At 68.1% G+C, this 26,049-nt stretch carries 25 protein-coding genes and 1 tRNA gene; 12 read left to right on the top strand and 14 right to left on the bottom strand.

The genetic code is table 11. The features are described from left to right. Position 1: 1 nt before the first annotated feature. Entirely contained in the window at positions 2-1,039 is a 1,038-nt protein-coding gene (locus TSB10P1A_RS07600) for a hypothetical protein (RefSeq protein ID WP_186387300.1), read from the bottom strand. 207 nt (positions 1,040-1,246) lie between these two features. Continuing rightward, positions 1,247-1,609, bottom strand: coding sequence for a BA14K family protein (locus TSB10P1A_RS07595; protein WP_186387369.1), 363 nt, complete (start codon positions 1,607-1,609; stop codon positions 1,247-1,249). A 374-nt stretch (positions 1,610-1,983) separates the two neighbouring features. On the opposite strand from TSB10P1A_RS07595, the gene TSB10P1A_RS07590 reads away from it, so the two are divergent. Both TSB10P1A_RS07590 and TSB10P1A_RS07585 read left to right on the top strand, forming a co-directional pair. Then, the gene (locus tag TSB10P1A_RS07590) at positions 1,984-2,415 is read left to right on the top strand and encodes an MbcA/ParS/Xre antitoxin family protein (RefSeq protein WP_186387299.1); all 432 of its coding nucleotides are present in this window, start codon (positions 1,984-1,986) and stop codon (positions 2,413-2,415) included. A gap of 39 nt (positions 2,416-2,454) precedes the next feature. After that, entirely contained in the window at positions 2,455-3,216 is a 762-nt protein-coding gene (locus TSB10P1A_RS07585) for an RES family NAD+ phosphorylase (protein ID WP_371515074.1), read from the top strand. A 75-nt stretch (positions 3,217-3,291) separates the two neighbouring features. On the opposite strand, the gene TSB10P1A_RS07580 is transcribed toward TSB10P1A_RS07585, so the two are convergent. Then, a complete protein-coding gene (locus TSB10P1A_RS07580) occupies positions 3,292-4,296 on the bottom strand; it encodes a murein L,D-transpeptidase family protein (protein WP_186387298.1) in 1,005 nt (334 codons plus the stop codon). Between the two features lie 162 nt (positions 4,297-4,458). Between TSB10P1A_RS07580 and TSB10P1A_RS07575 the strand changes: the two genes are divergently transcribed. Both TSB10P1A_RS07575 and TSB10P1A_RS07570 read left to right on the top strand, forming a co-directional pair. Continuing rightward, positions 4,459-4,872, top strand: coding sequence for a helix-turn-helix domain-containing protein (locus TSB10P1A_RS07575; protein WP_186387297.1), 414 nt, complete (start codon positions 4,459-4,461; stop codon positions 4,870-4,872). 112 nt (positions 4,873-4,984) lie between these two features. Next, the gene (locus TSB10P1A_RS07570) at positions 4,985-7,228 is read left to right on the top strand and encodes a heavy metal translocating P-type ATPase (RefSeq protein WP_186387296.1); all 2,244 of its coding nucleotides are present in this window, start codon (positions 4,985-4,987) and stop codon (positions 7,226-7,228) included. On the opposite strand, the gene TSB10P1A_RS07565 is transcribed toward TSB10P1A_RS07570, so the two are convergent. The 6 genes from TSB10P1A_RS07565 to TSB10P1A_RS07540 all read right to left on the bottom strand — a co-directional run bounded on the left by TSB10P1A_RS07565 (position 7,210) and on the right by TSB10P1A_RS07540 (position 13,689). Further along, entirely contained in the window at positions 7,210-8,856 is a 1,647-nt protein-coding gene (locus TSB10P1A_RS07565) for a carboxylesterase/lipase family protein (protein ID WP_186387295.1), read from the bottom strand. The genes TSB10P1A_RS07570 and TSB10P1A_RS07565 overlap by 19 nt on opposite strands. A gap of 265 nt (positions 8,857-9,121) precedes the next feature. Beyond that, positions 9,122-9,328 carry a hypothetical protein gene (locus TSB10P1A_RS07560; RefSeq protein WP_186387294.1) on the bottom strand — a complete coding sequence of 69 codons (207 nt, stop codon included), beginning with the start codon at positions 9,326-9,328 and terminating at the stop codon, positions 9,122-9,124. Between the two features lie 100 nt (positions 9,329-9,428). Then, entirely contained in the window at positions 9,429-9,824 is a 396-nt protein-coding gene (locus TSB10P1A_RS07555; RefSeq protein WP_186387293.1) for a hypothetical protein, read from the bottom strand. A 69-nt stretch (positions 9,825-9,893) separates the two neighbouring features. Next, positions 9,894-10,619, bottom strand: coding sequence for a PASTA domain-containing protein (locus tag TSB10P1A_RS07550; protein WP_186387292.1), 726 nt, complete (start codon positions 10,617-10,619; stop codon positions 9,894-9,896). Positions 10,620-10,621: 2 nt separating this feature from the next. After that, a complete protein-coding gene (locus TSB10P1A_RS07545) occupies positions 10,622-13,345 on the bottom strand; it encodes a hypothetical protein (RefSeq protein ID WP_186387291.1) in 2,724 nt (907 codons plus the stop codon). A gap of 268 nt (positions 13,346-13,613) precedes the next feature. Beyond that, a tRNA-Ile gene (locus tag TSB10P1A_RS07540) sits at positions 13,614-13,689 on the bottom strand. A 216-nt stretch (positions 13,690-13,905) separates the two neighbouring features. On the opposite strand from TSB10P1A_RS07540, the gene TSB10P1A_RS07535 reads away from it, so the two are divergent. The 5 genes from TSB10P1A_RS07535 (at position 13,906) to TSB10P1A_RS07515 (ending at position 19,032) form a co-directional block, all read left to right on the top strand. After that, on the top strand, positions 13,906-15,036 hold the full coding sequence (locus TSB10P1A_RS07535; RefSeq protein ID WP_186387290.1) for an AI-2E family transporter: 1,131 nt from the start codon (positions 13,906-13,908) through the stop codon (positions 15,034-15,036). A 291-nt stretch (positions 15,037-15,327) separates the two neighbouring features. Beyond that, the gene (locus TSB10P1A_RS07530) at positions 15,328-16,311 is read left to right on the top strand and encodes a TRAP transporter substrate-binding protein (protein WP_186387289.1); all 984 of its coding nucleotides are present in this window, start codon (positions 15,328-15,330) and stop codon (positions 16,309-16,311) included. A 1-nt stretch (position 16,312) separates the two neighbouring features. Further along, positions 16,313-16,858, top strand: coding sequence for a TRAP transporter small permease (locus TSB10P1A_RS07525; RefSeq protein WP_186387288.1), 546 nt, complete (start codon positions 16,313-16,315; stop codon positions 16,856-16,858). Continuing rightward, positions 16,855-18,102 carry a TRAP transporter large permease gene (locus tag TSB10P1A_RS07520; protein WP_186387287.1) on the top strand — a complete coding sequence of 416 codons (1,248 nt, stop codon included), beginning with the start codon at positions 16,855-16,857 and terminating at the stop codon, positions 18,100-18,102. The genes TSB10P1A_RS07525 and TSB10P1A_RS07520 overlap by 4 nt, the downstream gene beginning before the upstream one ends. Before the next feature lie 189 nt (positions 18,103-18,291). Next, the gene (locus TSB10P1A_RS07515) at positions 18,292-19,032 is read left to right on the top strand and encodes an SIMPL domain-containing protein (protein ID WP_186387286.1); all 741 of its coding nucleotides are present in this window, start codon (positions 18,292-18,294) and stop codon (positions 19,030-19,032) included. A gap of 96 nt (positions 19,033-19,128) precedes the next feature. Here the strand turns inward: TSB10P1A_RS07515 and TSB10P1A_RS07510 are convergent, their stop codons facing one another. Then, positions 19,129-19,713, bottom strand: coding sequence for a GNAT family N-acetyltransferase (locus TSB10P1A_RS07510; RefSeq protein WP_371515073.1), 585 nt, complete (start codon positions 19,711-19,713; stop codon positions 19,129-19,131). Between the two features lie 143 nt (positions 19,714-19,856). On the opposite strand from TSB10P1A_RS07510, the gene speD reads away from it, so the two are divergent. Next, positions 19,857-20,396 (top strand): adenosylmethionine decarboxylase, encoded by a 540-nt coding sequence (gene speD, locus TSB10P1A_RS07505; protein WP_186387284.1) that lies wholly within the window; start codon positions 19,857-19,859, stop codon positions 20,394-20,396. Further along, a complete protein-coding gene (speE, locus tag TSB10P1A_RS07500) occupies positions 20,393-21,265 on the top strand; it encodes a polyamine aminopropyltransferase (RefSeq protein WP_186387283.1) in 873 nt (290 codons plus the stop codon). Before speD ends, speE begins: the two co-directional genes overlap by 4 nt. 471 nt (positions 21,266-21,736) lie before the next feature. Here the strand turns inward: speE and TSB10P1A_RS07495 are convergent, their stop codons facing one another. From TSB10P1A_RS07495 to TSB10P1A_RS07485, 3 genes are all read right to left on the bottom strand, one after another. Further along, on the bottom strand, positions 21,737-22,834 hold the full coding sequence (locus TSB10P1A_RS07495) for an FAD-binding oxidoreductase (protein ID WP_186387282.1): 1,098 nt from the start codon (positions 22,832-22,834) through the stop codon (positions 21,737-21,739). Positions 22,835-22,866: 32 nt separating this feature from the next. After that, positions 22,867-23,277, bottom strand: coding sequence for a ketosteroid isomerase-related protein (locus TSB10P1A_RS07490; RefSeq protein ID WP_186387281.1), 411 nt, complete (start codon positions 23,275-23,277; stop codon positions 22,867-22,869). 117 nt (positions 23,278-23,394) lie between these two features. Next, positions 23,395-23,826 (bottom strand): VOC family protein, encoded by a 432-nt coding sequence (locus tag TSB10P1A_RS07485; RefSeq protein WP_186387280.1) that lies wholly within the window; start codon positions 23,824-23,826, stop codon positions 23,395-23,397. A 163-nt stretch (positions 23,827-23,989) separates the two neighbouring features. On the opposite strand from TSB10P1A_RS07485, the gene TSB10P1A_RS07480 reads away from it, so the two are divergent. Beyond that, positions 23,990-24,616 (top strand): TetR/AcrR family transcriptional regulator, encoded by a 627-nt coding sequence (locus tag TSB10P1A_RS07480; RefSeq protein ID WP_305849898.1) that lies wholly within the window; start codon positions 23,990-23,992, stop codon positions 24,614-24,616. Between the two features lie 65 nt (positions 24,617-24,681). Here TSB10P1A_RS07480 and TSB10P1A_RS07475 read toward each other — a convergent pair whose 3' ends face one another. Further along, a complete protein-coding gene (locus tag TSB10P1A_RS07475) occupies positions 24,682-25,071 on the bottom strand; it encodes a DoxX family protein (protein WP_186387279.1) in 390 nt (129 codons plus the stop codon). Positions 25,072-26,049 lie beyond the last annotated feature (978 nt).

Here is a 26,049-nt window from a genome sequence, read left to right as displayed (position 1 = left end):
TTCAGCCGCGCTCGAACAGCGCCAGATGCAGCTGGTCGGCGGCGCGGCGCAGCGGTCGCAGCGCCTGGGTGAGCCGGCGATAGGGCGCGCGCGCCGGCGGGCGGATCGGCTCCGCCTCGGCCAGCAGCGACGGCGCCCCCTCCCCGCGCCCGGCAACGAGCCGGTCGAGCACCGGAAACACCTGGTGCTCCTCCATCAACCGGCGACGGTTCTCCCGCATCGCCTCCTGCACCTCGACCCGCGCCACCGGATCCGCCTCCAGCACCGCCAGCAGCGTCTTCAGCGCCGTGTCCGGGCGGGTGATGTCGAGCGCGGTGAAGCCGAGCGGATCGAAATAGCCCTCCAGCTCCGGCCCTCCCGCCACGATCGGATAGGCGCCGGCCAGCAGCGGATCGGCCATCTTCTCGGTCCAGCAATGCGGATCGAGATTGTTCTCCAGCACCAGATGGTAGCGGTAGCCGTCGAGGCCTTCCGCCTTGTCGGCGACCTCGCGAAAGCCCCGCCCGTAGATGTCGAGCCGGGCGCCCAGCGCCGCCTTGGCCCGGCGCAGGAAGCGCAACCGGCGCACCTGGTTGCGGTTGAGCGTCTTGGTCGAGCAGACCGCCGAAATCAGCCCGCGCTCCGGCGCGCAGGGCACCTCCCGCGCGGCAAGCTCGGCGAAGCCGAGGCGCGGCATTCCGCCGGCCGAGGCGCCGAGCCCGGCACCGTAGAACCAGGGCGAGGACGGTTGCATGTGGAAAGCTTCGCCGTCGAAGCCGGGCAGCGGCGAGGAGGTGACGGCGATGCCGAACTGCGAGATGAAGGCCGGATCGTAATGCTTGATCGACACCGGCTCGGGCAGGAAGACGATGCGGCGCGCGCGCGGCAGGCGGGTGGCGAGCCCGCGCGGCGGCTGGTCATAGACCACCAGCCAGTCCGCCCCCTCGCCGGTGCCGCTGCCGGGCACGAGGCGGATGCCGCCCCAGCGCCCGTCGCCGTCCCGGCTCTGACGCAACAGGAAGTCGAAGGTTTGGGCGGTGGCGAGCTGGATGACGGTCATGCCGGGAGGGCCATGCGCTGGATGTTCCGATGACGATGCCGGCGCGGCCACCGGCTGTCCCGCAGCGATAGCGCATCGCGGCCCCTCGGCATAGTCCGCAATGAGTGGCCCGCAAAGAGGCGACCGCCGCCGCCGGGGCCCGCAAGGGGATCCCCGCCGGGCGGCGGTGTCGGCGCGGGCCGCGTGGGAGACGGCCCGCTGCCGGGGTCAGCGCATATAGGGCGACACGCAGATCCGCCGCGGTCCGTTATACGGCTGGAACGTGTTGTCGTACGACCGGTAGGACCGGTAGCGCTGACTGCACCAGGCGACGTGCTGCCTGGGCAGGACCAGCCCGCGCCGCGGCGGCGGTGCCACCGGATAGCGGGGGCCGTAATAGCGCGGCCCGTAATAGCGCGGCGGATAGACGGGACGCGGGCGGTAGTGATGCGGCCGCCCGCGATGCCAGACCTTCTCGATCTGGCCGTCCTGCCGGACCTCCGGCGTCGCAGCGATCACCGGCGCCAGCGCACTGGCGGCGGTGGCCGCGGTGGCGGCTTCGGCCGGCGCACCCGCCCCGAAACCGATCATGGAAGCAACGGCTATGGCGGCCGCTGCGCAAGTCTGTCTGAAACGCATGGTCCTGTCTCCTCTCGGCCTTGCGATCCCGGTTCGCCGCCCCACCACCAGACACTGCCGGAGGGGAGCGATCCGGGCGATTGCGCGGGGGCCTTGCCGGTCTCCGCGGCACAAGCTGGCGCCTCGGCGCCGCACACCATCGCGATCAGCGATCATGATGGACCAACAGTAGCTCCGCGAGCGGGGCAGGACTGTGACGCAGATCATCCCGGCGCCGTTCCTGCCGAAAACCCGTTCGCAAAACCCCTTCGTCCCGGTCGGAGTTCCGCGTCTCTTGCCATTTGTCGCTTCTTTCTTATATTAACGACAAATGACAGGAGGCAGCCATGCCCGTACTTCATCCCGTAACGCCCGCCAGTCCCGACCCGGCAGCAGGCCCCGATCCGGCATCGGCGTTTTCCGACGCCGAGATCCGCGCCATGCAGCGGGCCGTGGTCGCGCTTTTCGAACGCTGGGGCCTCACCGACGACCAGGCCAGCCGCCTGCTCGGCGACATCTCCGTGCGCACCTATCAGCGCTGGAAGGCCGGCGCGCCCGGCCGCGCCGGCATCGACCTTGCCGAGCGCATGTCCAACCTGCTCGGCATTCACAAGGCGCTGCGGCTGCTGTTTCGCGATGCCCAGCGCGGCTATCGCTGGGTGACGCGCGCCAATGCCGATTTCGGCGGGCGTTCGGCGCTGGAGGTGATGCTGGACGGACGGATCACCGATCTGATGCGGGTGCGCCGCTATCTCGACGCCCGCCGAGGCCAGTGGTGAGGGGCCAGTGGTGAGGGGGCCAGTGGTGAGGAGCCAGTGGTGAGCCTGTCTGCCGCCCTGCCGAAGGGCCTCGCCATGACGCGGCTCGTCTGGCCGCGCTACCACCGGCTGATCGGCTCCGCCTATCCGCCCATCGACCTGTTCGAGGACATTGCCGACCCGGCCGACTGGGAGGTGCTGGCCGCCGCCGAGGCCAGGAGCAACCCGCGCGTCGCCGAGACCATCGGCGCGCTCGACCTGGTCGCTCCCGAGCGGCGGGTGAGCGGCCCCGGCGCCTCCTATGTGATGGCGCCCTTCACCCATGTCTCGCCGGAGCGCAAGGGCCGCTTCCACGATGGCAGTTTCGGGGCCTTCTATGCCGCCAGCGCTTTCGACACGGCGCTGTTCGAGGTGATCCACCACCAGGGGCTTTTCTATGCGGCGACGGATGAGGCGCCCGGCTGGATCGCCGACATGCGCGAACTGGTCGGCGAGATCGACGCGAGCCTCGTCGATCTGAGGACATCGGGGCAGGACGCAGCCGGGGCGGACACCGCCGCCCTGCTCGATCCGGACGACTACGCCGCCTCGCAGGTCTTCGCGGCGCGGATCCGGGCGGCGGGCTGCGACGGCATCGTCTATCCGAGCGTGCGCCATGCGGGCGGCGAGTGTTTTGCCGCCTTCCAACCGGACGTGATGTCGGTGCCGCTGCAGGCAAGCCACCTCACCTGCCACTGGGACGGCAAGCGCATCGACATGGTCAAGATCCACGACCAGCGTCAGGCCGAGCGGGCGGGCCAGGTCTTTAGGATCGAGGCCTGAGCGGATCGAGACCTGCGCGGCTCGTCTTCCGCCTCACTCCTGGGGTCTCATTCCTGGGGCCTCACTCCTGGGGCCTCACTCCTGGGGCACATGCGGATCGGCGAGCGCGTCGCTCGGCCGGCTGACCGGCACGGAGGACTTCGACGTGCGCCGCGACAGGGCCGCTTCGCCGTCCCGCTCCAGCAGGCGGCGGAAGGCGAGATGCATGCCGCCATCCGAATAGGACGGCGGGTTCAGCGCCAGCCCGTTGGAAATCAGCGACTGCATCGCCAGCCGGTCCGCCTCGGCCTTGCTGGCCACCGCCGGGTCGGCCTTGTCGACCGTCGGCGGACAGGCGGCAAGCGGGTCCTTCGGCTCGCCGCCGACGAACTCCTTGTCGAACACGTAGCGCCCGCCGCACATCGACACTTTCGGCGCCCGGCGGGTCACGTGGAAAATGTCGTAGCCGCGCTTCAGGTTGCTCCAGAACGCGAAATTGGGGTTGTCGCGATGCTTGGCCATGTTGGCCGGCGTCATGCGGAAGGGGAAGACCTGCACCTGGAACGAGCGCTGCCCGCCCTTCAGCGCCTCGCGCACCACCGGGTAGATCTCCTCCACCCCCTCGTCGGTCAGCGCGTAGCAGCCGGACGACGAACAGGCGCCATGCACCATCAGCGCGCTGCCGGTATAGCCGAGCGCCCGCTCCAGCCGGTTGGGGAACCCGAGGTTGAAGGCAAGGTGATATTGCGAGCGCGGGTTCAGCAGGCCGACATGCACGTCGTAGAAGCCCTCCGGCGCCTGCCGGTCGCCCTGCTTGCGCTTGGGCCCGAGCGTTCCCGACCAGCGGCAGATCGGATAGGTCTTGAGCAGGGCATAGCGGCCGGTGCGGTCCGTCTTCCACACCTCCAGCTCGCTTTCCTGCTTGAAGATGCGCACCAGCACGGGCGCCGACGGCGACATCGATTTTTCCGACATGGCCGCCAGGAGCTTGGCCGGGATCGGCTTGGAGCCCCTGCCGTCATCCGCGTAGTCGCTGGACACGCAACCGCTCAACAGGGCCGCGAGCATCACCAGGATTGCCGCTTTCGCTGCGTTCAACATCTTTCGCTTGCCAGGATCTCTTGCGCGCGCCCCACCCGCCAATCAACGATCAGTCTCGCCCGTCACGGTTAACGACTGGTTGCCGGAACTGCAATTCGCGATTACGTGAACTTGACCCGGCACGCGTGCGACGGCCATATCTCCAGAAACTGGAGCTGTGCGATGTACTCGATTGGTGATCTTTCGCGAAAGACCGGCGTCAAGGTGCCGACGATCCGCTACTACGAACAGATGGGTCTTCTGGCGGCCGCCGGCCGGACGGAGGGCAACCAGCGCCGCTACGACGCGGCCCATCGCGACCGCCTCGCCTTCATCAAGCATGCCCGCGACCTCGGCTTCACGCTGGAGGCGATCCGCGAATTGCTCGACCTCAGCGGACATCCCGAACTGCCCTGCACCCATGCCGACGAGATCGCCGCGCGCCAGCTCGACATCGTCCGCGACAAAATCGCGCGGCTGCAGCGGCTGGAGGGCGAACTGGCGCGGATGGTCGGCACCTGCCACGGCGACAACGTCAGGGATTGCTACGTGATCCGCTCGCTCGCCAATCACGAGATGTGCAGCGCCGACCACTGATCCGGCCCGCCCGCCCGCCTCGGCGACACGCGCAGGCCGGCCTAACCCCCCCTTGATCCTCTAGTCGCTAGAGGTCCTATGGTCCTGCTCCTGACCAACAGGAGTTGACCGCATGAGCGTGACCGACCGCCTCACCCGCTTCCGCGTGGACGGCATGGACTGCGCCAGTTGTGCCGACAAGATCGACCGCGCCGTCCGGCGTCTGCCCGGGATTGCCGATGTCCGCGTGTCGGTCGTCGCCGGCACCCTGACCGTGACCCATGGCGAGGAGGCGGACCTTGCCGGCCTCGCCCGCAAGGTCGGCAGCCTCGGCTATCGCGCCGTGCCGCTGGACGCCCGCTCGCCGGCCGAACCGGGCGCGCCGGCATCCGCGCCCTGCTGCGGCCACGACCATGATCACCACCACCACGCCCCTGACCGCGCCCCTGACCGCGCCGCCGGCGAGCCGCGCGGCTCTCACCACCACGCGCCGCTCGAAGGCCCCTGGTGGCGCAGCGCCAAGGCGCGGCTGACGATCCTGTGCGGCCTGGCGCTGGCGGTGGCTTTCGCCGCCGCGCACCTCGTGCCCACAACCGCGTTCTGGGCCTTCACCCTCGCCATGGCGGTCGGCCTCGTGCCGATCGCCCGGCGGGCGCTGGCCGGCGCGATGAACGGCAGTCCCTTCTCCATCGAGACCTTGATGACCGTCGCCGCCGCCGGCGCCGTCGTCATCGACGCGGCCGAGGAAGCGGCGGTGGTCGTCGTCCTGTTCCTGATCGGCGAATTGCTCGAGGGCATTGCCGCCGGCCGCGCACGCGCCTCGATCCGCGCCCTTGCCGAGCTGATGCCGAAGACCGCGCTGCTGGAGCGCGACGGCGAAACCGAGACGGTAGCAGCCGACAGTCTTGCCGTCGGCGCGGTGGTGCTGGTGCGCCCCGGCGACCGCATCCCGGCGGACGGCACCGTGCTCTCCGGGGAAAGCGCCGTCGACGAGGCGCCGGTGACCGGCGAATCCGTGCCGAAACGCAAGGAGCCGGGCGACGCGGTCTTTGCCGGCACCGTCAATCAGGACGGCCTGCTGCGCCTGGAGGTCACCGCCGCGGCGGCCGACAACACCATCTCCCGCGTCATTGCCCTGGTCGAGGAGGCGCAGGAGTCCAAGGCCCCGACCGAGCGTTTCATCGACCGCTTCTCGCGCTATTACACGCCCGCCGTCATGGTCGTCGCCGCGCTGATCGCCGTGCTGCCGCCGCTCGTCGGCGGGGCTGAGTGGGCTACCTGGATCTATCGCGGCCTTGCCGTGCTGCTGATCGGCTGCCCCTGCGCCCTCGTCATCTCGACCCCGGCGGCCATCGCCGCCGCCCTGTCGGCGGGCGCCCGCCGCGGCCTGTTGATGAAGGGCGGCGCGGTGCTGGAGGGGCTGGGGCGGATCGACCGCGCCGCCTTCGACAAGACCGGCACGCTGACGGAAGGAAAGCCCAAGGTCACCGACATCCTCGGCCTTACCATGGACGAACGCCAGGTGCTGCGCCTTGCCGCCGCGCTGGAAGCCGGCTCCAGCCATCCGCTGGCGCTGGCGATCCTGGCGCGGGCGCAAGCCGACGGCATCAAGGTCGTCGCCGCTTCCCAGGCCACCGCGCTGGGAGGGCGCGGTGTCGCCGGCATGCTGGAGGGGCGGCGGCTGTTCCTCGCCTCCGCGCGCGCCGCCGCCGAAACCGCGCCGCTGGACGCCGCGCTGGCACAGCGGATCGCCGCCCTCAACGATGCGGGCAAGACCGTCTCCCTGCTGCTGGTCGACGGCACTATCGCCGGCCTGATCGCCCTGCGCGACGAGCCGCGCGAGGACGCCGTCCAGGGGCTCGCGGCCCTGCGCGCCCTCGGCGTTGAGGCGGTCATGCTGACCGGCGACAATGCCCGCACCGCCAGTGCCATCGCCGGGACGCTGGGGATCGAGGCCCATGCCGACCTGCTGCCGCAGGACAAGCAGCGGATCGTCGGGGAGATGCGGGCGAAGGGTTACCGCGTCGCCAAGATCGGCGACGGCATCAACGACGCCCCGGCGCTTGCCGCTGCCGATGTCGGCATCGCCATGGGCGGGGGCACCGATGTGGCGCTGGAGACCGCCGACGCCGCCATCCTGCATGGCCGCGTCACCGACGTTGCCGACATGGTGGCGCTGTCGCGCGCCACCATGCGCAACATCTGGCAGAACATCGGCCTCGCGCTCGGGCTCAAGGCGGTGTTCCTGGTCACCACCGTGCTCGGCATCACCGGCCTGTGGCCGGCGATCCTCGCCGACACCGGCGCGACCGTGCTGGTCACCGCCAATGCCATGCGCCTGCTCGCCTGGCGGGGCGCCTATCGGCTGCCGAAGTGATCCGGATAAAGCCCGCGCCAGAAGTCGCAATTGGCATCCGCCCACGGGTCGAAGACATGCACATTGCCCGGCTCGAAGCGCATCGCCGTCTCGCCCTCGGCGAAGCGCTTCCAGTCCGGGACCTGCGCCGCTGCCGGATCGCCGTTACGGATGAAGCCGACCCAGCTTGCCATCACCTGCTCGCCCAGGGCCGCGGAGGCCGGCGAGGGCTCCGGTGCCGACATCGCCGCCGTGCTGGAAAAGCCGGGGAAGAAGATGTTGAGCTCGGACGAATGCGCCGCCCCCAGTTCAAAGCCCGGATCCGACAGCATGGCGACCCCGAGCACCCTCGTCCCGCGATCGGCATATTCCCACTGATAGACCGGAACGTGCCGCGACATCAGCCGCGCCGATTCCACATAGAGGCAACGGTTGATGCCGACATCGGGACGGAAGTCGGTCATCGCGGTGGCCAGCGCCACCGGCACGGACGAGAACCGGTCGAACGGGTATTGGCCGACCACCTCGGCGGCCTCCTCGCCGTAGAGCGCCTCGATCGTCTTGTCATAGGTGTCGGCGGTGTAGGTCGCGCCGGCCAGCACGTCGTATCCGACATAGAGCCGCAACTCGTCCCGGGTTCCGCCGTTCAGCACCGGCACCTGCACGAAGCGCCCGGTGTCCAGCGCCTCCAGTCCCTGACGCGGCAGGGTCTTGGTGCCGTAGGGCGGGGCGAAGGCCATCAGGTCGCCGGTCCCGGCCCTGTCGCCGGCCGCAATCACCACCTGCGGGTCCTTCCCGCGCAGGCACTCCAGCGCGGTGGCCGGGTCGGTGCAGCCGGCTTCCTGTGCGACTCGCTCGCCGAAGCTGTTGCGCTCCTCCACGTTGTGCAGCTTGAAGACGCAGGCGCCGCTCTGCACGATCGCCTTGTGGAACAGGCCGGATGTCTCCTCCGGCGCGATCAGATGCATGCAGACCGAGGCGGCACCCGCCGATTCGCCCGCCAGCGTGATGTTCTCCGGGTCGCCGCCGAACGCGGCGATATTGTCCCGCACCCACCGCATCGCCAGGCGCTGGTCCTCCAGCGCGAAGCCGCCGTTGATCTGCGCATCGAAGGCGGGATGCGGCATGAAGCCGAACACGCCGAGCCGATAGTTCATGCTGACGACGACCGCATCGGCCGCCAGCGCCAGGCGGTCGAGCCGGTAGAGCGCTCCCGATCCGCCGACAAAGGCCCCGCCATGGATCCACACGACGACCGGCCGCTTGGTTGTGCCCGGCTGTTCGCCGGAATAGGGCATGGAGATGTTGAGCGCCAGGCAGTCCTCGTTGTCGCTGCGCGCCGTCATGCCGTAGCGCTCGGCCTGGGCGCAGTCGCCCTTGAAATGCATGGCCGGCAACACCCCGTCCCAGGCGGCCGCCGGTTGCGGCATTGCCCATCGCCCCTCGCCTCCCACCGAGGCGCCATAGGGAATGCCGCGAAACTCCAGCGCGCCGTTGCGGACGAAACCCGCCACCTTGCCGCCGCTGGTCTCGACGATGGCCGCCTCGCCCCACGGCGATCCGCTCTCCTGCTGCGGCTGCGCGAAGCCAAGACCGGGAAGCAGGAGAACGCCCAGCAAGGCGGGCAGGCCGGATAGACAAAAACGCATCACGAACTCCGTCGGGAAATGAATGGGTCGATTGCCGGACGTGCGGCCCGACGATTTTGAGATCTGCAGGCCGGGCGGAAAAGTGCGTGCTTTCCCGGAGGCAACCGGCGGACAGGGCGGACGGGGCGACCGGGTGCGTTTGCCAGACTCTTTCTGCAGCGCTCTTTCTGCAGCGCTCTTGCTTAGGGGTTCTTGTTGCAGGGCGCTTGCTGGGGGCGCAAGCCGCCGCCCGCGCATCGCAGGCGGCGGCCTGTCGTACCGGGTGTCAGGCGGCCGACGAGAGCAGGTTGGCCCCACCGGCGATCAGCAGGATCAGCCCGAACAGCAGCATTACGGTGATGCCCAGCGCCACGATCGAGGCGACTGCGGGCTTGGCGACGAGGACGGCGAACAGTCCCTCCTCGCGCGGCTTGGTGAAGATGATGGAAGCGATTGCGGCCGTGAACATGGCCAGTCCGGCAAGAAACTGCATGGTGATGTCTCCGCTGCGGCGCGCGCTCGCCTTGTGCGGCACGGCCCCGAAATCTCTCGAAAATCCGTCGATAGCTGCAATTGGCAGCCGTGAGAGGGTTTCAGCGGGAGACGGGAGGCGCTCGGGGGTGGTGTGCCCCGGCCGGGCGGTTTGGCAGCGCGGGACGGACGGCGGCGGTCCGGCGCGGCTCCCATCCCTGCGGTGCGGCCGCCGCCGGCGGGCGGGCGACGATGGCCGCATCCAGATCGCCGCCGAGCGGCGTCGGCATCGCCAGCACCTGCCGGCGCTGGTCGGGCGCCCCGTCCGGCAGGACGGCGGAGAGGGACAGAAACGCGGATCCGGTCTCGTCGACGACGATCGGCGCCACCGGCTGCGACGGCGCGGCACGGGCCCCGTGCGGCAGGACCGCCGCCCATGCGAACAGCACCGCCAGGATCGCGATCAGCCATCGCGCCGGGCGGAGCGGGCATGCGGCGTCCGGTCCGTGTGTCGTCATCGCACAACGCTACACCATCGCCCCGCGAAACACGACGGGAATAGCAGGTTCTCGGGCGCGCTCCGTCCGTTACCTGGGAATTCCGCCGGGACCGCAAGGTTCAGGGGCCATGGACCAGGAAACGACCTTCTTCCCCTCCAGCCGGACCGTGGACCCGTGCAACAGATGCTGGCCATGCGGCGGATCGGAGGCGGTGATCTCGGCGGTGAAGTCGGTGAACCCGGTGCAGATGCTGCCGATCGAACGCAGGTCGAGCTTGGTGACGAGTTCGCCGCGAAGCCCGAGAGCTGCCAGCATGTCGCGGGCCTGGCCGATCCGCAGCCCGACGAGATTGGGGATCTCGATCCCCCTGTCGTTGGACACTTGCAGAAACACCACGTCCTGCGTCGCATCGAGGAACGTGCCTTCCTCCGGGATCACCGCAGCGACGATCCCGTCGGGGACACCCAGCACCAGGGTGGACGTGCGCTCCACCGCAAATCCGCGCGCCTCCAGCTCGGTCACCACCGTCTCCGCGTTGCGCCCGGCAAGCCCGGCGGGAACCATCAGCCCCTGCGACACCCGCACGTAGACCATGGCGCCCTCCCCCATGTCCGCCCCCGGAGACGGCACCTGCAGGAACACCCGCCCTTTCGGTTCAGCCGCTTCGACCTGCTGAACCAGCAGCGAGAAGTCGGCTTGCGAGAAATCCTCACTGATCTCCGACAGCGTCTTGCCCAGAAGGTCGGGCGCGGGGCCGGCGAACACCGGCATCGCCGTGCCGAGAACGAGACAAAACAGCAGGCGCCCGATCATCGTCAGTTCTCCAGGATACTGAGGGCAAGCTCGGGCTCTGCCCCGAACTCGTAGTCGAGGCGACGGTCGATGAGACCGTCCTTCCTCGCCCGCAGCGCGTAGGTCACCGGCGGGTAGACGATGCGGCCCTCGACCAGATGCGTGGGAGCAGGCAAGCGCAGGTGAATCTTCTCGTCGTCGATCTCGATGAGCAGCGAGGGCAGGCCGGCGCCGTCGAGAGCGAAAGCGTGCTTCCGGCCGAACAGAGCGTGCAGCGGCTCGAAGCGGGTCGGCACGTCCTCTCGCGCATGGACAAGGGCCTGCGTATAGCGCGCCTCGAAGCTCGGACCGACAATGCCCTGTTCGAGGTCCCAACTGTCGCGCTTCAGATGCAGCAGGATCGTCGCGGTGTTGTCGGCGAGGTACGAGTTGTTGGCGAGCAGCAGCAGGTGGTCGCGACCCGCCCGCCCCGCGGCGATGTCCTCCGCGGCGCCGAGGGCTGTCACCTGGCCGTAGAGGCGGTATTGCGAGGCCAGAGCCAGCGTCGATGCATCGATCATTCGCGCCACGATCTCCTGTCCCGCGTTGTAGGCCGGCATCCGGCTCAGCGCGGTCAGGGTTGCGGCGAACGTGCCCGGATCCTTGTCGTAGATATTGCCGAGTTGCGCGACCACCGCCATCCAGTCGACCACGTCCAGCATGACGTCGACCGACAGCACCGATCGGGAATGACGCCTGGCCAGTGCCGCCGGGTTCTCGCCCGGAAAACAGATGAGCCCGCGCACCACCGCAAAATCCGCGACGGTGCTCGAGCAGCCCGAAGGCAGGCCGCCCTCGGCGATACGCGCGCGAACGCGCTGCAGGTCGGCGACGCTGTAGAGGTCCGAGGCGAGCAGAAAGAACAACGCCTCGTCCGACAGGCCGTTGCGCGCGGCCCAATCCTCGGCGATGCGCGTGGCGGGATTGGCGATCGTGTTGCGGAAGAGCGTTTCCAGATGGCCCCACTTGTTGGCTTCATCCCGAAGGGCCGCCGTCAGATTGCCATGCCCGGCGATGCTGGCCGGATTGAGCGAGATCGACAGATCGAGAAAATTGGCGAAGCCCGACATCGAGTTGAGGCTGTCGAGCGCCACCGTCACCGTGTTCATGCAATCCCGTGCCTGCGGTGCCCGCGCGTCCGCCACGTGGCGAAGGGCGGTAAAATCGGGGAAGGAAAGCGTTCGCGCGTCCACATGACCGTTCTGCAACGCATAGGCATAGACCGAGAAGCAGGACTGCCACGGCGCCCAGATGAGTTGCTTCAGATTGTCGGAAATCTCGACCATCTGGATTTCCATTCGCTCGAGCCGGCCGTCGAGTTGCACATAGACCGTTTCGAGCTGCTGGGAGAGGCCGACCACCGCATCGAAGATCGCTTTCTGGTTCTGCTGGATCGCCTGAAGCTGACGGTTGACCGCCTCGAACTGCTCGCGCAGATACGTCATCATGATCTTGAAGCGCTCGGCATCCGGATCCGACTTCTTGCGAAAGAGGCCGGTGATCGATGCGACCGCACCCAGATAGTCACCCGCCATGATGCCGATATAGGCGTTGACGGCCGCCCCCGCGACTTCCAGCACCTTCTGGCCGTCCTTGCCGATGGGGATGTTGAGATTGTTGGCGATGGTCGAGATGTCGTTGATGCCCTTCAGGATGGAGCCGGCGAGCTCGACATTCTCTCGGATCCGCGCGTCCGTCTCGTAGCGCTCGATCATCGCCGCCTTGACCGCGTCCCGATCGCAGTCCGGCCTGTCCTGCGGACAGACGATGCGGCGGTCGAGCATGCCGCTACGCAGCGCCGCCGCTTTCTCCGCGGAGCCGAGCCCGGAGAACATGAAATCCACGATCAGATCCTGGTTCGCGCCGAGCGTGTCGATCTTCCGGTCCAGCACCGCAACCTGTTCGCGCAGCGTCGTCACGTCGACCCGGATCGCCGCGATGAGCTCCTGCTGTTCGGCCAGCCGGCCGTCGATCCGCTGCAGGCTGTCCGTTGCCTGCACCACGAAGTTGGTGAACCGCTTGTCGAGGTCGGCGACGGTGCCGGCCGTCTTCACCAGCAACTCGAATTCGCTCGCCTCCACATTCGCCGCGAAGGCTTCGAGCGCCTCCGTCGCCACATCGAGCAGCCTGTCGTCGCCGGAGGCCTTTGCCCGCGCCTTGATGTCCTTGAGGAACGCGTCCTTCTCGCGCAGGACGCGGACGATGCGGTCCGGCTCGGCCAGCAACTCCTCCACCGAGGCGGCGCCGGTCTCGGCCATGAGGTCCTTCGACAGCGCCGCCAGCAACAGCCCGGTGTTTTCCTTGCCGCGGGTCTCGATCCACAGATCGGTCATCTCCAGGCTCGCCGCCGAGCCGACACCGAGCAGCACGATCGGCAGGGCGCCGCCGGTATAGATCGTTCCCACGGCAAAGCCCGCAGCGGCGACCGCCTTGACCATCTGGGTGCCGGTCGAGGCGCCGCTGTAAAGGTTCCTGGCAAGTTGATAGCGCGCGAGCGCCGTCTCGACCGCCTCGCTGCGCGCTTCGGGAGCAAGGCCGGACGGCGGGATCTGCAGCGTCTCGTGGGCGAGGAACGCCTTGGCGACCGACGCACCGAGCCGGGTGGAGATCTTGACCGCCTCCACCGCCGTCACAGAGTTCGCCGATGCGCCATTCATCGGCGCGACAGTCAGGGAAACGGCAAGAACCAGATGCAGGGCGCGCTTCATGCGGAAACTCTCCAGGTCGAGAGAACCGGAACCGGGCTGCCCTTTGGGCAGACGGCAACAATTACTGAACAATACCGGGAGGATACACCGAGAGAGCCCCCGTGTAGACCTGGCAATATTACCAGTATCACTTAAATCAGGAAAAAAGGAAAAGACGGTGGAGGCGAGCGGAGCTCCCGCGAGCCGGAACAAGGCCGCAACTGCGGCCCGGGCTTTCGCCCGCCCCCGCGGAGCAGGCGAGCGAAGCGAGTTTTGCGTGAGCGAGAAGTGGTGGGCCCGGCAGGACTCGAACCTGCAACCAATCCGTTATGAGCGGACGGCTCTAACCATTGAGCTACAGGCCCATGAGCCACAGGCCCATGCGGCTGGCAGGCAAGGAACCAAGGATCCGCCTGCGCGCGGCGCGATCCTTCCTATAGCACCTCTTCGGGGGCTTGCAAGGCGGGGCGTGCCGGGCGACAAGCAGGAAGCTGCGCAACCCGGTGTGGGGACCGCATGCGAGCAGCAGGACCCTCGCAACGGGGAGCCTCGCAACAGGGAGCCTAGCCACAGGGAGCCTCATGCCGCAATTTCCGCTCCTCGTCGCCTCGACCCTGATTTCGGTCTTCCTGTTCGGCTGGCTGCTGGTTCTCGGCCGCTCGCTGCTCATTCCCTTCGTCATCGCCCTCCTGGTCTGGTATCTGATCGTCGCGCTGGCCGAGGCGATCCGCGCCATTCCGCTCGGCCCGCTGCGCCTGCCCGGCTTCATCGCCCTGCCCGCCGCGCTGGCGGTGATCTTCACCGTCTCAGGGATGGCCGTCGACATCGTCGCCGCCAACCTGCGGGAACTCGCCCGCGACGCGCCCGTCTACCAGGCCCGGCTCGACCAGGTGCTGCAGACCGCCTCCACCTGGGGCGGGCTCGCCGATCCGGTGCAACTGCGCGACCTCGTTCCCGACAATGCCCTCAACCGGGCGATCAGCGCCGGCGCCAACGCCATCACCCAGATCGCCGGCTCCGCCTCGCTGGTCTTCATCTACGTGCTGTTCCTGCTGCTCGAGCGCTCGACCTTCGACCGCAAGATGGCGCGGCTGTTCTCCTCGCGCGAGCGGGCGGAGATCGCCTTCCTGATGCGCGAGCGGATCACCGGGGCGCTGCGCCACTATCTCGGCATCAAGACCGCGGTCAGCGTGCTGACCGGCAGTCTGACGGCCGGCCTGCTGACGCTGCTCGATCTTCCCTACGCGGCGCTGTTCGGCTTCATCGCCTTCGCGCTCAACTTCATCCCGACCATCGGCTCGCTGATCTCCGTGATCTTCCCCAGCCTGCTGGCCTTGGTGCATTTCGACACGCTGACCCCCTTCCTGGTGATCAGCCTCGGCCTCGGCACCATCCAGTTCCTGATCGGCAACCTGCTGGAGCCGCGTTTGATGGGCAACAGCCTCAACCTGTCGGGCCTGGTGATCATGCTGTCCCTGTCGTTCTGGGGGGCGGTGTGGGGCGTCACCGGCATGCTGGTCTGCGTGCCGCTGACGGTGATGGTGCTGATCATCTGCGCCCAGTTCCCGGCCTCCCGGCCGGTCGCCGTGCTGCTCTCCGCCGACGGCGAGGTCGGCGAGCCGATGGTGGCGCGCCCGCTCGAGCCACCGGCGCCCCCCACGCTCCCCGAAGCGATGCCGCCCGAAGCGGCACCGCCCACGCTCCCCCGGTAACTTGCGGCTTTCGCCTCCCCCCGCGCGCTTCCTCTGTCGTGTCCTCTGTCGCGCCGGTGCCTGTGCCGGCGCCACCCGCGCAAGGCGCTACAACTCGACGTTATAAGCCACCGCATCGCCATCCTTGACGCGAAACGCTTGGTCAGCTTATGAAACGACATAAACCTGACGCCATTCGGTAGACTAATTCGGGAATGTCGGCTCCATCATTCACAGAACAATGACACGCTTGCGGGCGCCGATCGACTTAAAGTCTTTCGCGCTCTCCTTAAATATCCAGGAGGAAACGTTATGAATATCTTCAGGGCAGCGGCAGTCGCCGTCATGACGATTGGCGTGAGCGCGCTTCCGGCTCTCGCAGAGATCGATACGGTGACCCTGCGTCTTGCGCATGTGGTTAACGAACAGGACGGGTTCCACGCCGCCGCGGTAAAGTTCAAGGAGCTGGTTGCCGAGCGGTCCGACGGCAAGATCACCGTCGAGATCTTCCCCAATGCCACGCTGGGCGACGAGCGTACCCTGCTCGAGGGCATGCAGATCGGCACCGTCGACATGGGCGTGATCACCAACGGCCCGGTGTCCAACTTCCTCGAAGAGATGGCCGTGTTCGAACTGCCCTTCCTCTTCCCCTCGCCCGAGGCCGCCTACAAGGTGCTTGACGGCGAGATCGGCCAGGAGCTCCTCGACCGCCTGTCGGAGGTCAATCTCAAGGGCCTCGCCTATGCCGAGCGCGGCTTCCGCAACCTCACCAACTCCAAGCGCCCGGTGAACAGCCCGGCCGATCTCAGCGGCCTGCGCGTGCGCGTGATGGAGAACCCGGTCTATATCGACAGCTTCCGCCAGCTCGGCGCCGATGCCATTCCGATGGCCTGGACCGAGGCTCTCACCGCCATGCAGCAGGGCACGATCGACGGCCAGGAAAACCCGGTCGGCGTGGTCTACTCGTTCAAGCTGAACGAGACCCAGACCAACATGACCATGACCCGGCACACCTATGCCCCGGCGCTCTTCGTCATGGGCATGCCGAAATGGAGCGAGCTGTCCGGCGAGACGCAGGAGATCGTTCGTCAGGCTGCCCAGGAAGCGGCCGAATACGAGCGCGCGCTCAATGCCCGCCTTGAAGGCGAGCAGCTTCAGGCGCTCAAGGATGCCGGCATGACCGTGATCGAGAACGCCGACCTGTCCGCCTTCTCCGCCGCCGTTCAGCCGGTCTACGAGAAGTACGGCGAGAAGTTCGGCGACTACCTGCCGCGCATCCAGGAGGCGCTGAAGTAGGATGCTGGCGCGGTTGGCGTGGATTGACCGCCTTCTGGGCGAGGTGCTCAAGCCCGTTGTGTTCGTGGGGATGGCCGCGCTGATCGCGGTCATCACGCTCCAGATCGTCTCGCGGGTGTTCTTCACATCCGTGAGCTGGACAGAGGAAGTCGCCCGCTTCCTGCTGATCTGGATCACCTTCCTCGGCGCCACGCTGGCCTACCAGCAGGGGCGGCATATCGCGGTGACGCTCATGCGCGACAACCTGCCACCCGCGTTCAAACGGATCGTGACGGGGGCAGCGCTCCTCGTCACGATCGCCTTTCTGGTCGCACTGGCCTGGGTCGGCTGGCGCTATACGATGCTGCAGAGCTTCCAGAAGTCGCCTTCGCTGCGCCTGCCGATGAACTACGTCTATGTCGTCATGCCGATCACCGCCGCGTTGATCGCCCTCCTGTCGTCCATCGACCTGATCCGGCTCCTGGCCGGACGAGGCGTGCGAGAGCCGCATTCTGAGATCGAGGCGGAGATCGAACCCCAGGTGCCAGCGAAGGATCACCGGGCATGAGCCTCGTTCTCTTCGGGCTGTTCGTCCTGTTCCTGCTCATGGGTCTGCCGGTCGCCATCGTGATCGGCGCGGCCACCATGACGGCCCTTCACATGGCCAACACCTCGCTGATGGCAGTGCCGCAGCAGATGTTCTCCGGCATCAACTCCTTCGCCCTCGTCGCCGTGCCGATGTTCATCCTGGCCGGCGATGTCATGGCGCAGGGCGAGATTTCCAAGCGTCTCGTGGCGTTTGCCGACAGCCTTTTCGGCTTCATCAAGGGCGGGCTGTCCATCGTCTCCGTCTTTGCCGGCATGTTCTTCGCCGCGATTTCCGGCTCGGGCGCGGCGACCACCGCCGCCGTCGGCGCGAGCCTCGTTCCCGAGCTGAAGCGCAAGGGCTACGATCCGGCCTCGGCCGCCTCGCTGATCGCCGCCTCCGGCACCATCGGCGTTGTCATCCCGCCCTCCGTGCCGATGATCATCTACGCGGTGATCGCGCAGGAATCGGTCGCCAAGCTCTTCCTCAACGGCTTCATTCCCGGCGTCGCCATGGGCGTGGGGCTGATCGTCGTCGCGCTCATCCAGGGCCACCGCCGCGCCTATCCCCGCGGCACGGCGCTGAACCTGCGGACCATCTGGCGCAGCTTCGTCGCCGCGAGCTGGGGCCTGATGGCGCCGCTGATCATCCTCGGCGGCATCTTCTCCGGCATCTTCACCCCGTCGGAGGCCGCCGTCATCGCGGTGAACTATGCGATCCTGATTTCCTTCGTCATCCATCGCGACATGACGCTCAAGCGGCTCTACGACATCGTGATCCGCGCCGGCGTCACCACTGCGGTGATCATGTTCGTGATCGCCGCCTCGTCGGTTCTCAGTTGGACCCTGTCGAGCTGGCAGGTGCCGGGCCAGATCGCCAGCGCCGCCCTGTCGCTGTCCTCGAACCCTTACGTCCTGCTGCTGCTGGTCATGGCGGTGATCCTGGTCGCGGGCGTCTTCCTGGAGACCGCCTCGGCGCTGATCATCCTGACGCCGATGCTGCTGCCGCTCGCGGCCCAGCTCGGCCTCGACACGGTGCATTTCGGGATCATCATCGTGGTCGGCCTTGCCATCGGCATGGTGACGCCGCCGGTCGCCATCAACCTCTTCGTCGCCTCGAGCATAGCCGGGCTGCCGATCGAGCGGATCGCCAGGGCAGTGCTGCCGTATCTGGCGACCCTGCTCCTGGTCTACCTGCTGATCGCCTTCGTGCCTTTCGTCTTTTGAGCGGGTGCGGGCCGTGCCCGCACCCGTCGGCGCAGGCGCGGCGCACCGCGTTCGCAATGACCCGAAAGAACCCGAAAGCCACCGGAGAAGCGCCTTCCGTCCGCCGCAATTGCTCGCGAAGGTCGCGCCGTTCCGCTTTCGCGCCCGAGGGCTGCGGCGGACCTGTACCGCTTTTCAAGGAGAGATTTCATGACCCCGCTCCCGACCGCCGCCCGCCTTGCTTTCGTCGGCGCGCTCGCCCTTGCCGCCGCCACCCTGCCCGTGCGGGCCGCGGAGACCCCGCGCATCGCCACCATCGACATGGTCGGCACCGGCGTGGTCAGCGCCGCGCCCGACATGGCGGTGATCACCAGCGGCGTCGTCAGCGATGCCGACACCGCCGCTGAGGCGCTGGCCGCCAACACCAAGGCGATGACAACCGTCATCGCCCGCATCAAGGAGGCCGGCATCGAGGATCGCGACATCCAGACCTCCGGCTTCTCGGTCCAGCCGCGCTACCGGCAGATCAAGAGCGCGAGCTATGAGGACTATCGCAGCGAGGTCGTCGGCTACCGCGTCAGCAACAATGTCGGCGTGCGCGTGCGCGACCTTGCCAAGCTCGGCGGGCTGATCGACGTGATGGTGCGCGACGGCGCCAACCAGATCGGCGGCGTCAGTTTCATCGTCAGCGAGGAAGGCAAGCTGAAGGACAGCGCCCGCAAGGAGGCGATGGCCGACGCGATCCGCAAGGCCGAGATCTATGCCGAGGCGGCGGGCGTCAAGCTCGGCCGGGTGCTCTCGGTCAACGAGCAGGACTTCGGCGGCCCGCGCCCGATGATGATGATGGCGCGCAGCGAAGCCAAGATGGACGCCGCCCCGGCGCCGATGGAGGCCGGCGAAAGCTCGCTCGAGGTGCGCGTCAACGTCACCTGGGAACTGGTCCAGCCGTAACGGCCGCCGCGTCCCATTAGGGCGACCATCCGGCGCGGGTCACTCCGCGCCGGTCCTGTTTTCGCCCCTCACTTTTCGCCGCTCGTTTTTCGCCGCTCACCCTGCACCGGACAGCAGGCCGTCGCGCATCCACACCTGCATCCGCTTGCGGCTCGACGCCGTCTCGCCGACATCCGGCCAGTCGAAGCCGACCGTCAGCCCCTCGACCGGCAGATAGCCACGCTTGCGCCAGAACGGGTCGAGCGGGCGGTAGTCCTTCGGCCGCGCCGGGTGGTCCATGGGGCGGATCACCGCGCAGAATGCCGCGCGGTCGAAGCCGAGGGCGCGCGCATGCGCCTCGCGCGCATCGAAGAAGCCGTGGCCCAGCCCCTGCCCCCGCCACTGCGCGTCCAGCACGGATTCGGCGAAATAGAAGATCGTCGCGGGGTCGAAGCCCGCAGCCTCGAAGGGATCGCGGAACTCCGCCACCTCGCCGGCCAGCGGCTGGCCGGTCGCCGCCCCGACAAGTTGTTTGCCGGCTAAGGCCGCGACCACGACGGCGCCCTCGCTCTCGGCGTAGCGGCGCAGATAGCTGCGCTCGTAGTCCGGCGAGCCCTCGTAGAGATACGGCCAGTCCCGGAACACCTTGACCCGCAGCTCCGCCAGCGGTTCGAGCACGCCCTCGATTTGCTTAGCCGTCAAAGTAAAAAGCTCTGCCGTCATGCGCTCTCGCCGGTTTCGGGGGACTTGCGGAAAAACGTCCATTGCATCGCAGCACGAAGCACCCTATAGCATGCCCGTTCGGGACTGAACCCGGGTTTCATCTGCTGGTTGGGGAGACCGCCATGTCTGACGACGGCCTCTTCCAATTGGGGATGGACTTGGAGGCACGTCACATTGAGGGCGCCGACGCATCGTTTGCGGACGCAACTGCCTTCGACGTGCCGAGAAGCACCACCCATACGGAAGACAACAGAATTACCGCGCCTGCGGCCAACACGCAGGACGACCGGCTCGATCACTTCATCGAGCGCGAGGGCGTCCGCTGTGCCGGTTCGCATCTGATCATCGACCTCTACGACGCTTCGCGTCTCGACGATCTTCCCTTCATCGAGGAGACGTTGAAGACCTGCGTCGAGGAGGCCGGGGCAACGCTGCTGCACATCCACCTGCACCCATTCGAGCCGACCGGCGTCAGCGGCGTTGCGGTGCTGGCGGAGAGCCATATCTCGGTCCACACCTGGCCCGAGGCCGGCTATGCCGCCTTCGACGTGTTCATGTGCGGCGACGCCCGGCCGGAAAAATGCGTCGAGGTGCTGGAGCGCGCCTTCCGTCCGGGGCGTTCGGAAGTCAGCGAGCTGCTGCGCGGAAAGAAGGTCGCATGAGCGACGGGCTGGTCTTCCGCGAGACGCTCTATCCGGGTGTCCAGGTGCAGTATTCCTGCGACGACATCCTCTACCAGGATCGTTCCGAGCATCAGGATCTCGTGCTGTTCACCAATCCGGTGTTCGGCAAGGTCCTGATGCTCGACGGCGTCACCCAGGTCACCACCGCCGACGAGTTCATCTATCACGAGATGATGGCGCATGTGCCGATCCTCGCCCATGGCGCGGCGCGCGAGGTGCTGATCGTTGGCGGCGGCGACTGCGGCATGGCCGAGGAGGCCTTGAAGCACAAAGGCATCGAGCGGCTGACCCAGGTGGAGATCGACGACGCCGTCGTCGCATTCTCCAAGGAGCATTTCGCCGACTTCAACGCCTCCGTCTTCCAGGACGACCGCTTCGACCTGGTCATCGCCGACGGGGCGCGCTTCGTCGCCGAAACGGATCGCCGCTTCGACGTGGTGATGGTCGATTCCACCGACCCGATGGGCCCCGGCGCCGTGCTGTTCACGCCGGAGTTCTATCGCGGCGTCCATCACTGCCTGAAGCCGGGCGGCGTGCTGGTCACCCAGAACGGCGTCCCCTTCCTGCAGAAGGGCGAGCTGGTCTCCTCCATCGGCCACTTCTCGAAGATCTATCGCGACGCCTATGCCTATGTCGCGGCGATCCCGACCTATTTCGGCGGCCACATGGCGCTCGGCTGGGCCAGCGACGATCCGGCGCTGCGCCGCCAGCCGCTCGGCGTGCTGGAGCAGCGGTTCGAGGCAGCCGGCATCGACACCCGCTACTACACGCCGGAAGTGCATGCAGCCGCCTTCGCGCTGCCGCGCTTCATCCGCGATGCGGTCGAGGAAGGCAGGACCGGCGCCTGACGCCTGTGCCTGCTTGCCCGAAAACAACAAGGCCGCCGCCCCCCCCCCCCGGGACGGCGGCTTTTTTGCGGCGCGCGACGGGAGGGGCTGACCTGTTTTCGCAACCGCTCTGGCAGCCAATAGGCCCCGGATCTCGCGATGCTCGTCCGGGGTGACGGCAGAGGGGATGCGGGGTCGTGCCTCCCTCTCAGGAGGTCATCCCGGGCAAGCGCAGCGCGACCCGGGACCCATTGGCACCCTCGGCGGGCGTGAGGCGGGACGTTGGCAGCGTAGCTCATGCGCTCCAACCTCTCCTTTCGTCTTCCCGGACGAGGCCGAAGGCCGAAGATCCGGGACCGGAGAGCCACGGCGCTCAAGGGGCGTCCTCGCGCTGCCACCAGCCCCTCGGCCCTCCGATCCCGCATCTGGCTCACGCTGCGTGCGGGATGACGAAAGGAGAGGCCCAGCCAGGGGCGGCAGGCGAGACGCCCCTCAGTCCCGCGCCTCGAGCCACTCCCTCAAGCCGGCCCGGTCGCCGGACAGCACCCCCTCGGCCACCCGCCGGCCGACGGCGGCGCCGAACTTGTAGCCATGGCCCGAGCAGGCCGAGACGATGGTCAGCCGGTCTTCCCCGGCAACGAGGAAATGCTCGTCCGCGGTAAACGTGTAGGCGCAGGTGACGACCTCGCTCACCCGGTACTCTTTGATCCGCGCAAACGGCGGGGCGAAATGATCGCGCAGCCGCTCGCCTTCGCCCGGCTCTGCCACCCGCCGCTCGTCGGCGCCGGCGCGCGCCTTGTGAATGCCCGCCCCCACCTTCAGCCCCGTGCCGCGCACCGGCGGCAGGACATAGCCGTCGACCGTGCCGCCGACATCGAGGATCACCGGCGCGGCCTCCCAGGCGGCGACCAGATCCGCCGGCGGATCGAGATAGGCGACCGCCGTGCGATAGGAGGTCAGCCGGTCGGCAAGCTGCGGGAACAGTTGCAGCACCCAGGCGCCGGCCGTCACCACCACATGATCGCCGGCAAGCTCCCCGCCGTCGGCAAGCCGCACCTTTCCTGCCGCCGCGTCCACCGCCGCCACCTGCGTCTGCGCGCGGATCGTCACACCAGCACCCTGCAGGAAGGCCAGCAGATCGCGGCCGATATGCCGGCACAGCAGCACGCCGCCTTCCGGGCTGAAGGCCGCCGAATGCACGCCAGCCGGATCGAGGAACGGGTGACGGCGCACCGCCTCCTCGCAGCTCAGGTCTTCAACGGGATAGCCGCCGGCAATGAGGCTGTCGCGATAGTCGACGGCCGCGTCCCGCCCGGTCTGCGACACCAGCAGGAAGCCGGTATCGGCCAGATGCTTGTCGCCGAGATCGGCCCACATCTCGTCCCAGGCGGCATAGGCCTCGTCGATCCGCCGCTGATAGCCGCCCTGCGCCCCGTAGGCGCGGCGGATGATCCGGTGATGGTCGCCCGAGGCCGACAGCGGATTGGGGATCGGCCCCTGTTCCACCAGCACCACCTCGACGCCGCGCTTCATCAGCGACCAGGCGGTGGAGAGCCCGGCAATGCCGGCGCCGACGACGATGACCTTCATGGCAACGGCCTCCTTGCCGGCGTGAACGGGGATCAGGCGCCGACCTGGGCGATCCACTCCTGCAGATTGTAATAGGTGGTGATGCGGGCGATCCGCCCCTCGCGAATGTCGAAGAACGTGCCGGCCGGCAGGCGATAGGTCTGGCCGGAAGCCTCCGGCAGGCCCTCGTCGGTGACGAGATAGGTGCCGGAGACGATGAACTCCGCCGCCGCGCGGCGGCCATCCTCGCTGGCGAAGATCACGATCTCCGACAGTTCTTCCTTGTAGCAGCGCGTCATGTGGTCGTTGAACGCGGCGAACAGCGCCTTGCCCTGCCGCCGCTCGCCCTGGTTCACATCATGGGCGATGTCGTCGGTGACGAGCTCCAGCATCGCTGCCGTGTCGCCGGCGTTGAAGGCGGCATAATAGTCCTGGAGCAGCTTGAGGGTCGCAGCATGCGGCATGTCTGGTTCCGATGTTCGGGAGAGAAGAAGGCAGGTGTTCGGCCCGCATTCTGGCCTCCCCGTCCCGGCCTTGGCAAGCCGCACCCGCCCCCCTTGTCCACACTCTCCACCCCGCGCTCACGCACCCGGAACGGCCCCTTCCGCATATTGCGCCAGGAACGCCGCGCTCGGCGGGATCGGCTTGATCACGTCGATCAGCACGCCGCCGGGATCACGCGTGATGAAATGCCGCTGGCCGAACTCCTCGTCGCGAATGTCCAAGAGGATCGGCAGGCCCGCCGCCGTCGCCCGCGCATATTCGGCGTCGACATCCTCCACCTCGAAATTGAGCAGCAGGCCGGCGGCCGACTGTCCGCGCGCCGCCGCCGGGATCGTCTCATGGCTGCCGTCGAGCACGGCAAGATTCACCGACGGATCGCTTTCCGACTGCAGATGCACATACCAGTCGGCGCTGAAGGCGCGGCGAAAGCCGAAATGCGTCTCGTAGAACCGCGCGGTCGCCTCCACCTCGTCCGTCATCAGCACCGGGTAATAGCTCGTCACCTTCATGGCCTGTCCTTTCGTTTCTCGCCCGCCGCCCCTGCGGCCCGGCCATCTCGTCCCTCGTTCGGTCCCGGCAGCAAACCCTTGCCTGCCGGCACCGCCCCATGTCACATACATGCAGCCTGTATCCATATACATACAGACAGTCTGTATGTAAAGGGACAAAGCCATGACCGACACGATGACCGAAAAGCCGGACCGGCGGCGCGGCAAGGGCCGCGGCAATTCCGAGCGCTCCGCCGAAATGCGCGGCGAGCTGATCGCCGCCGGCCGGCGCCTGTTCGCGCAAAAGGGCTTCGCCGACACCTCGACGCCGGAGATCGTCACTGCTGCCGGCGTCACACGCGGCGCGCTCTATCACCATTTCGCCGACAAGACCGCACTCTTCGCCGCCGTCTTCGAGGCGGAAAGCCGGGCCGTCGCGCGCGAGATCGAGGACGGGTCGTCCGAGGCGCCGTCCGCGCGCGCGGCGCTGCTTGCCGGCGCGCGGGCTTACTTTGCGGCGATGCGCGCCCCCGGCCGCTGCCGCATCCTGCTGGTCGACGGGCCGGCGGCGCTCGGCCCCCGTGAGGTCATGCGGCTCGACGCCCTGCATGCTGGCCGCACCCTGCGCGAGGGGCTGGCGGAGGCCCTCGCGCAAGGCGACTTGCGCCCCCTGCCGCTCGATGCGCTGACGGGCGTGCTCTCCGCCGCCTTCGACCGCGCCGCGCTCGACATCGCCTCGGGCGCCAATGAGGCCGGCTTCCTCGCCGTCTTCGCGGCGCTTGTCGACGGCTTGCTCGCCCCGGAGCGGTGAGGCCGAAACACAAACGGGCGCGGCACTGCTGCCGCGCCCACAGGATCATGGTCCTGCGAAAACCCTCAGGCCGCGCCGCGCATCCGGTCGATGCTGATCGGGCCGGGGCCCGCCGCCGAAAGATACAGGAAGGCGAAGCAGTAGAGCGCCGCCAGCTCGCCGCCGTTGAGGATCGGATAGAAGTTCTGCGGCGCATGCACCAGGAAATAGGCGACCGCCATCGTGCCGGAGGCGAGGAACGCGGCCGGCCGCGTGAACAGGCCGAGGACGATCAGCGCGCCGCACACCAGCTCGATCAGGCCGGCCGCGCCGCCCATGGTCATCGGCGAGGCGCCCGACATCTGCGTCGGCGGCAGGCTGAGATATTTGGTGGTGCCATGCTGCAGGAACAGCAGGCCCGCCGCGATGCGGAAGACGCTGAGCAGCGGTGCGGAATAGCCCTTGAGGAAATTCATTCAACCCTCCTTCGCGCCGCGCTCCCGATTGTGGGCGCCCGCCCTTTGAGCCGGATACGGACGAGATCCCGGCGCGGCAGATGCCAGCCTATGCCGGAATACGACGAAAGGGGGAGCCCCGTGCGACGAGAGGACGGGGATAACCGGGACGCCCCCTGAGAATGACGCCCGACCTCGCATCCTCTCGGAGGTCGCCCCGGACGAGCATCGCGAGATCCGGGGGCTATTGGTTGCCAGAGCGCTGGCGACGACACGCGGGCCGAGCCGCGCGCGCCCCTCTCCCCCCCGCGAAAGAGATGAGGGGGAGATGTCGGCGCAGCCGACAGAGGGGGGTGAGCAGCGCCCGCGACGGCGCGCGGCTCTCTCCTTGGCGTCCTCCCGCTCCGCCCCCTCCTCGCGTCCTCCCGGACGGCGCGCGAGCGCCGAGCCGGGACCGGCGAGCCAAGAGCCTCTCGGCCACGCGCCCGAAGGACGCCACACCCGCTTCTGCCTCCCCGGTTCCGGGTCTCGCGATGCTCGCCCGGAATGACGCGGGGAGAGATCAAGTGCGACAAACATCCGCTGAGGGGGCCATTGGTTCCCGGTTCGCGCTCACGCGCGACCGGGATGACCTCCGTGGGGGAGGCACGGCCACGCCCCACCCTCGGAGGTCACCCCGGCCGCAGGCGAAGCCGGAGAGCCGGGGGCTATTCGTTCCCAGAGCGGCCGAAACAGCACTCCGCACCCGCGTTGCGTCCTCCCGCGCGCGAGGCCCTCCTTTCCCGCTCCCGGCAGCATCCCCTTTTCTGCGCGTCCTCCCGCTCCGCCCCCTCCTCGCGTCCTCCCGGACGGCGCGCGAGCGCCGAGCCGGGACCGGCGAGCCAAGAGCCTCTCGGCCCCGCGCCCGAACGACGCCACACCCACCGTGCCTCCCCGGTTCCGGGTCTCGCGATGCTCGCCCGGAATGACGCGGGGAGAGATCAAGTGCGACAAACATCC

The sequence above is a fragment of the Stappia sp. TSB10P1A genome, assembly GCF_900185725.1.
In the GTDB taxonomy this organism is placed as follows: Bacteria; Pseudomonadota; Alphaproteobacteria; order Rhizobiales; family Stappiaceae; genus Stappia.
This window is presented reverse-complemented; position numbering and strand designations above follow the sequence as displayed.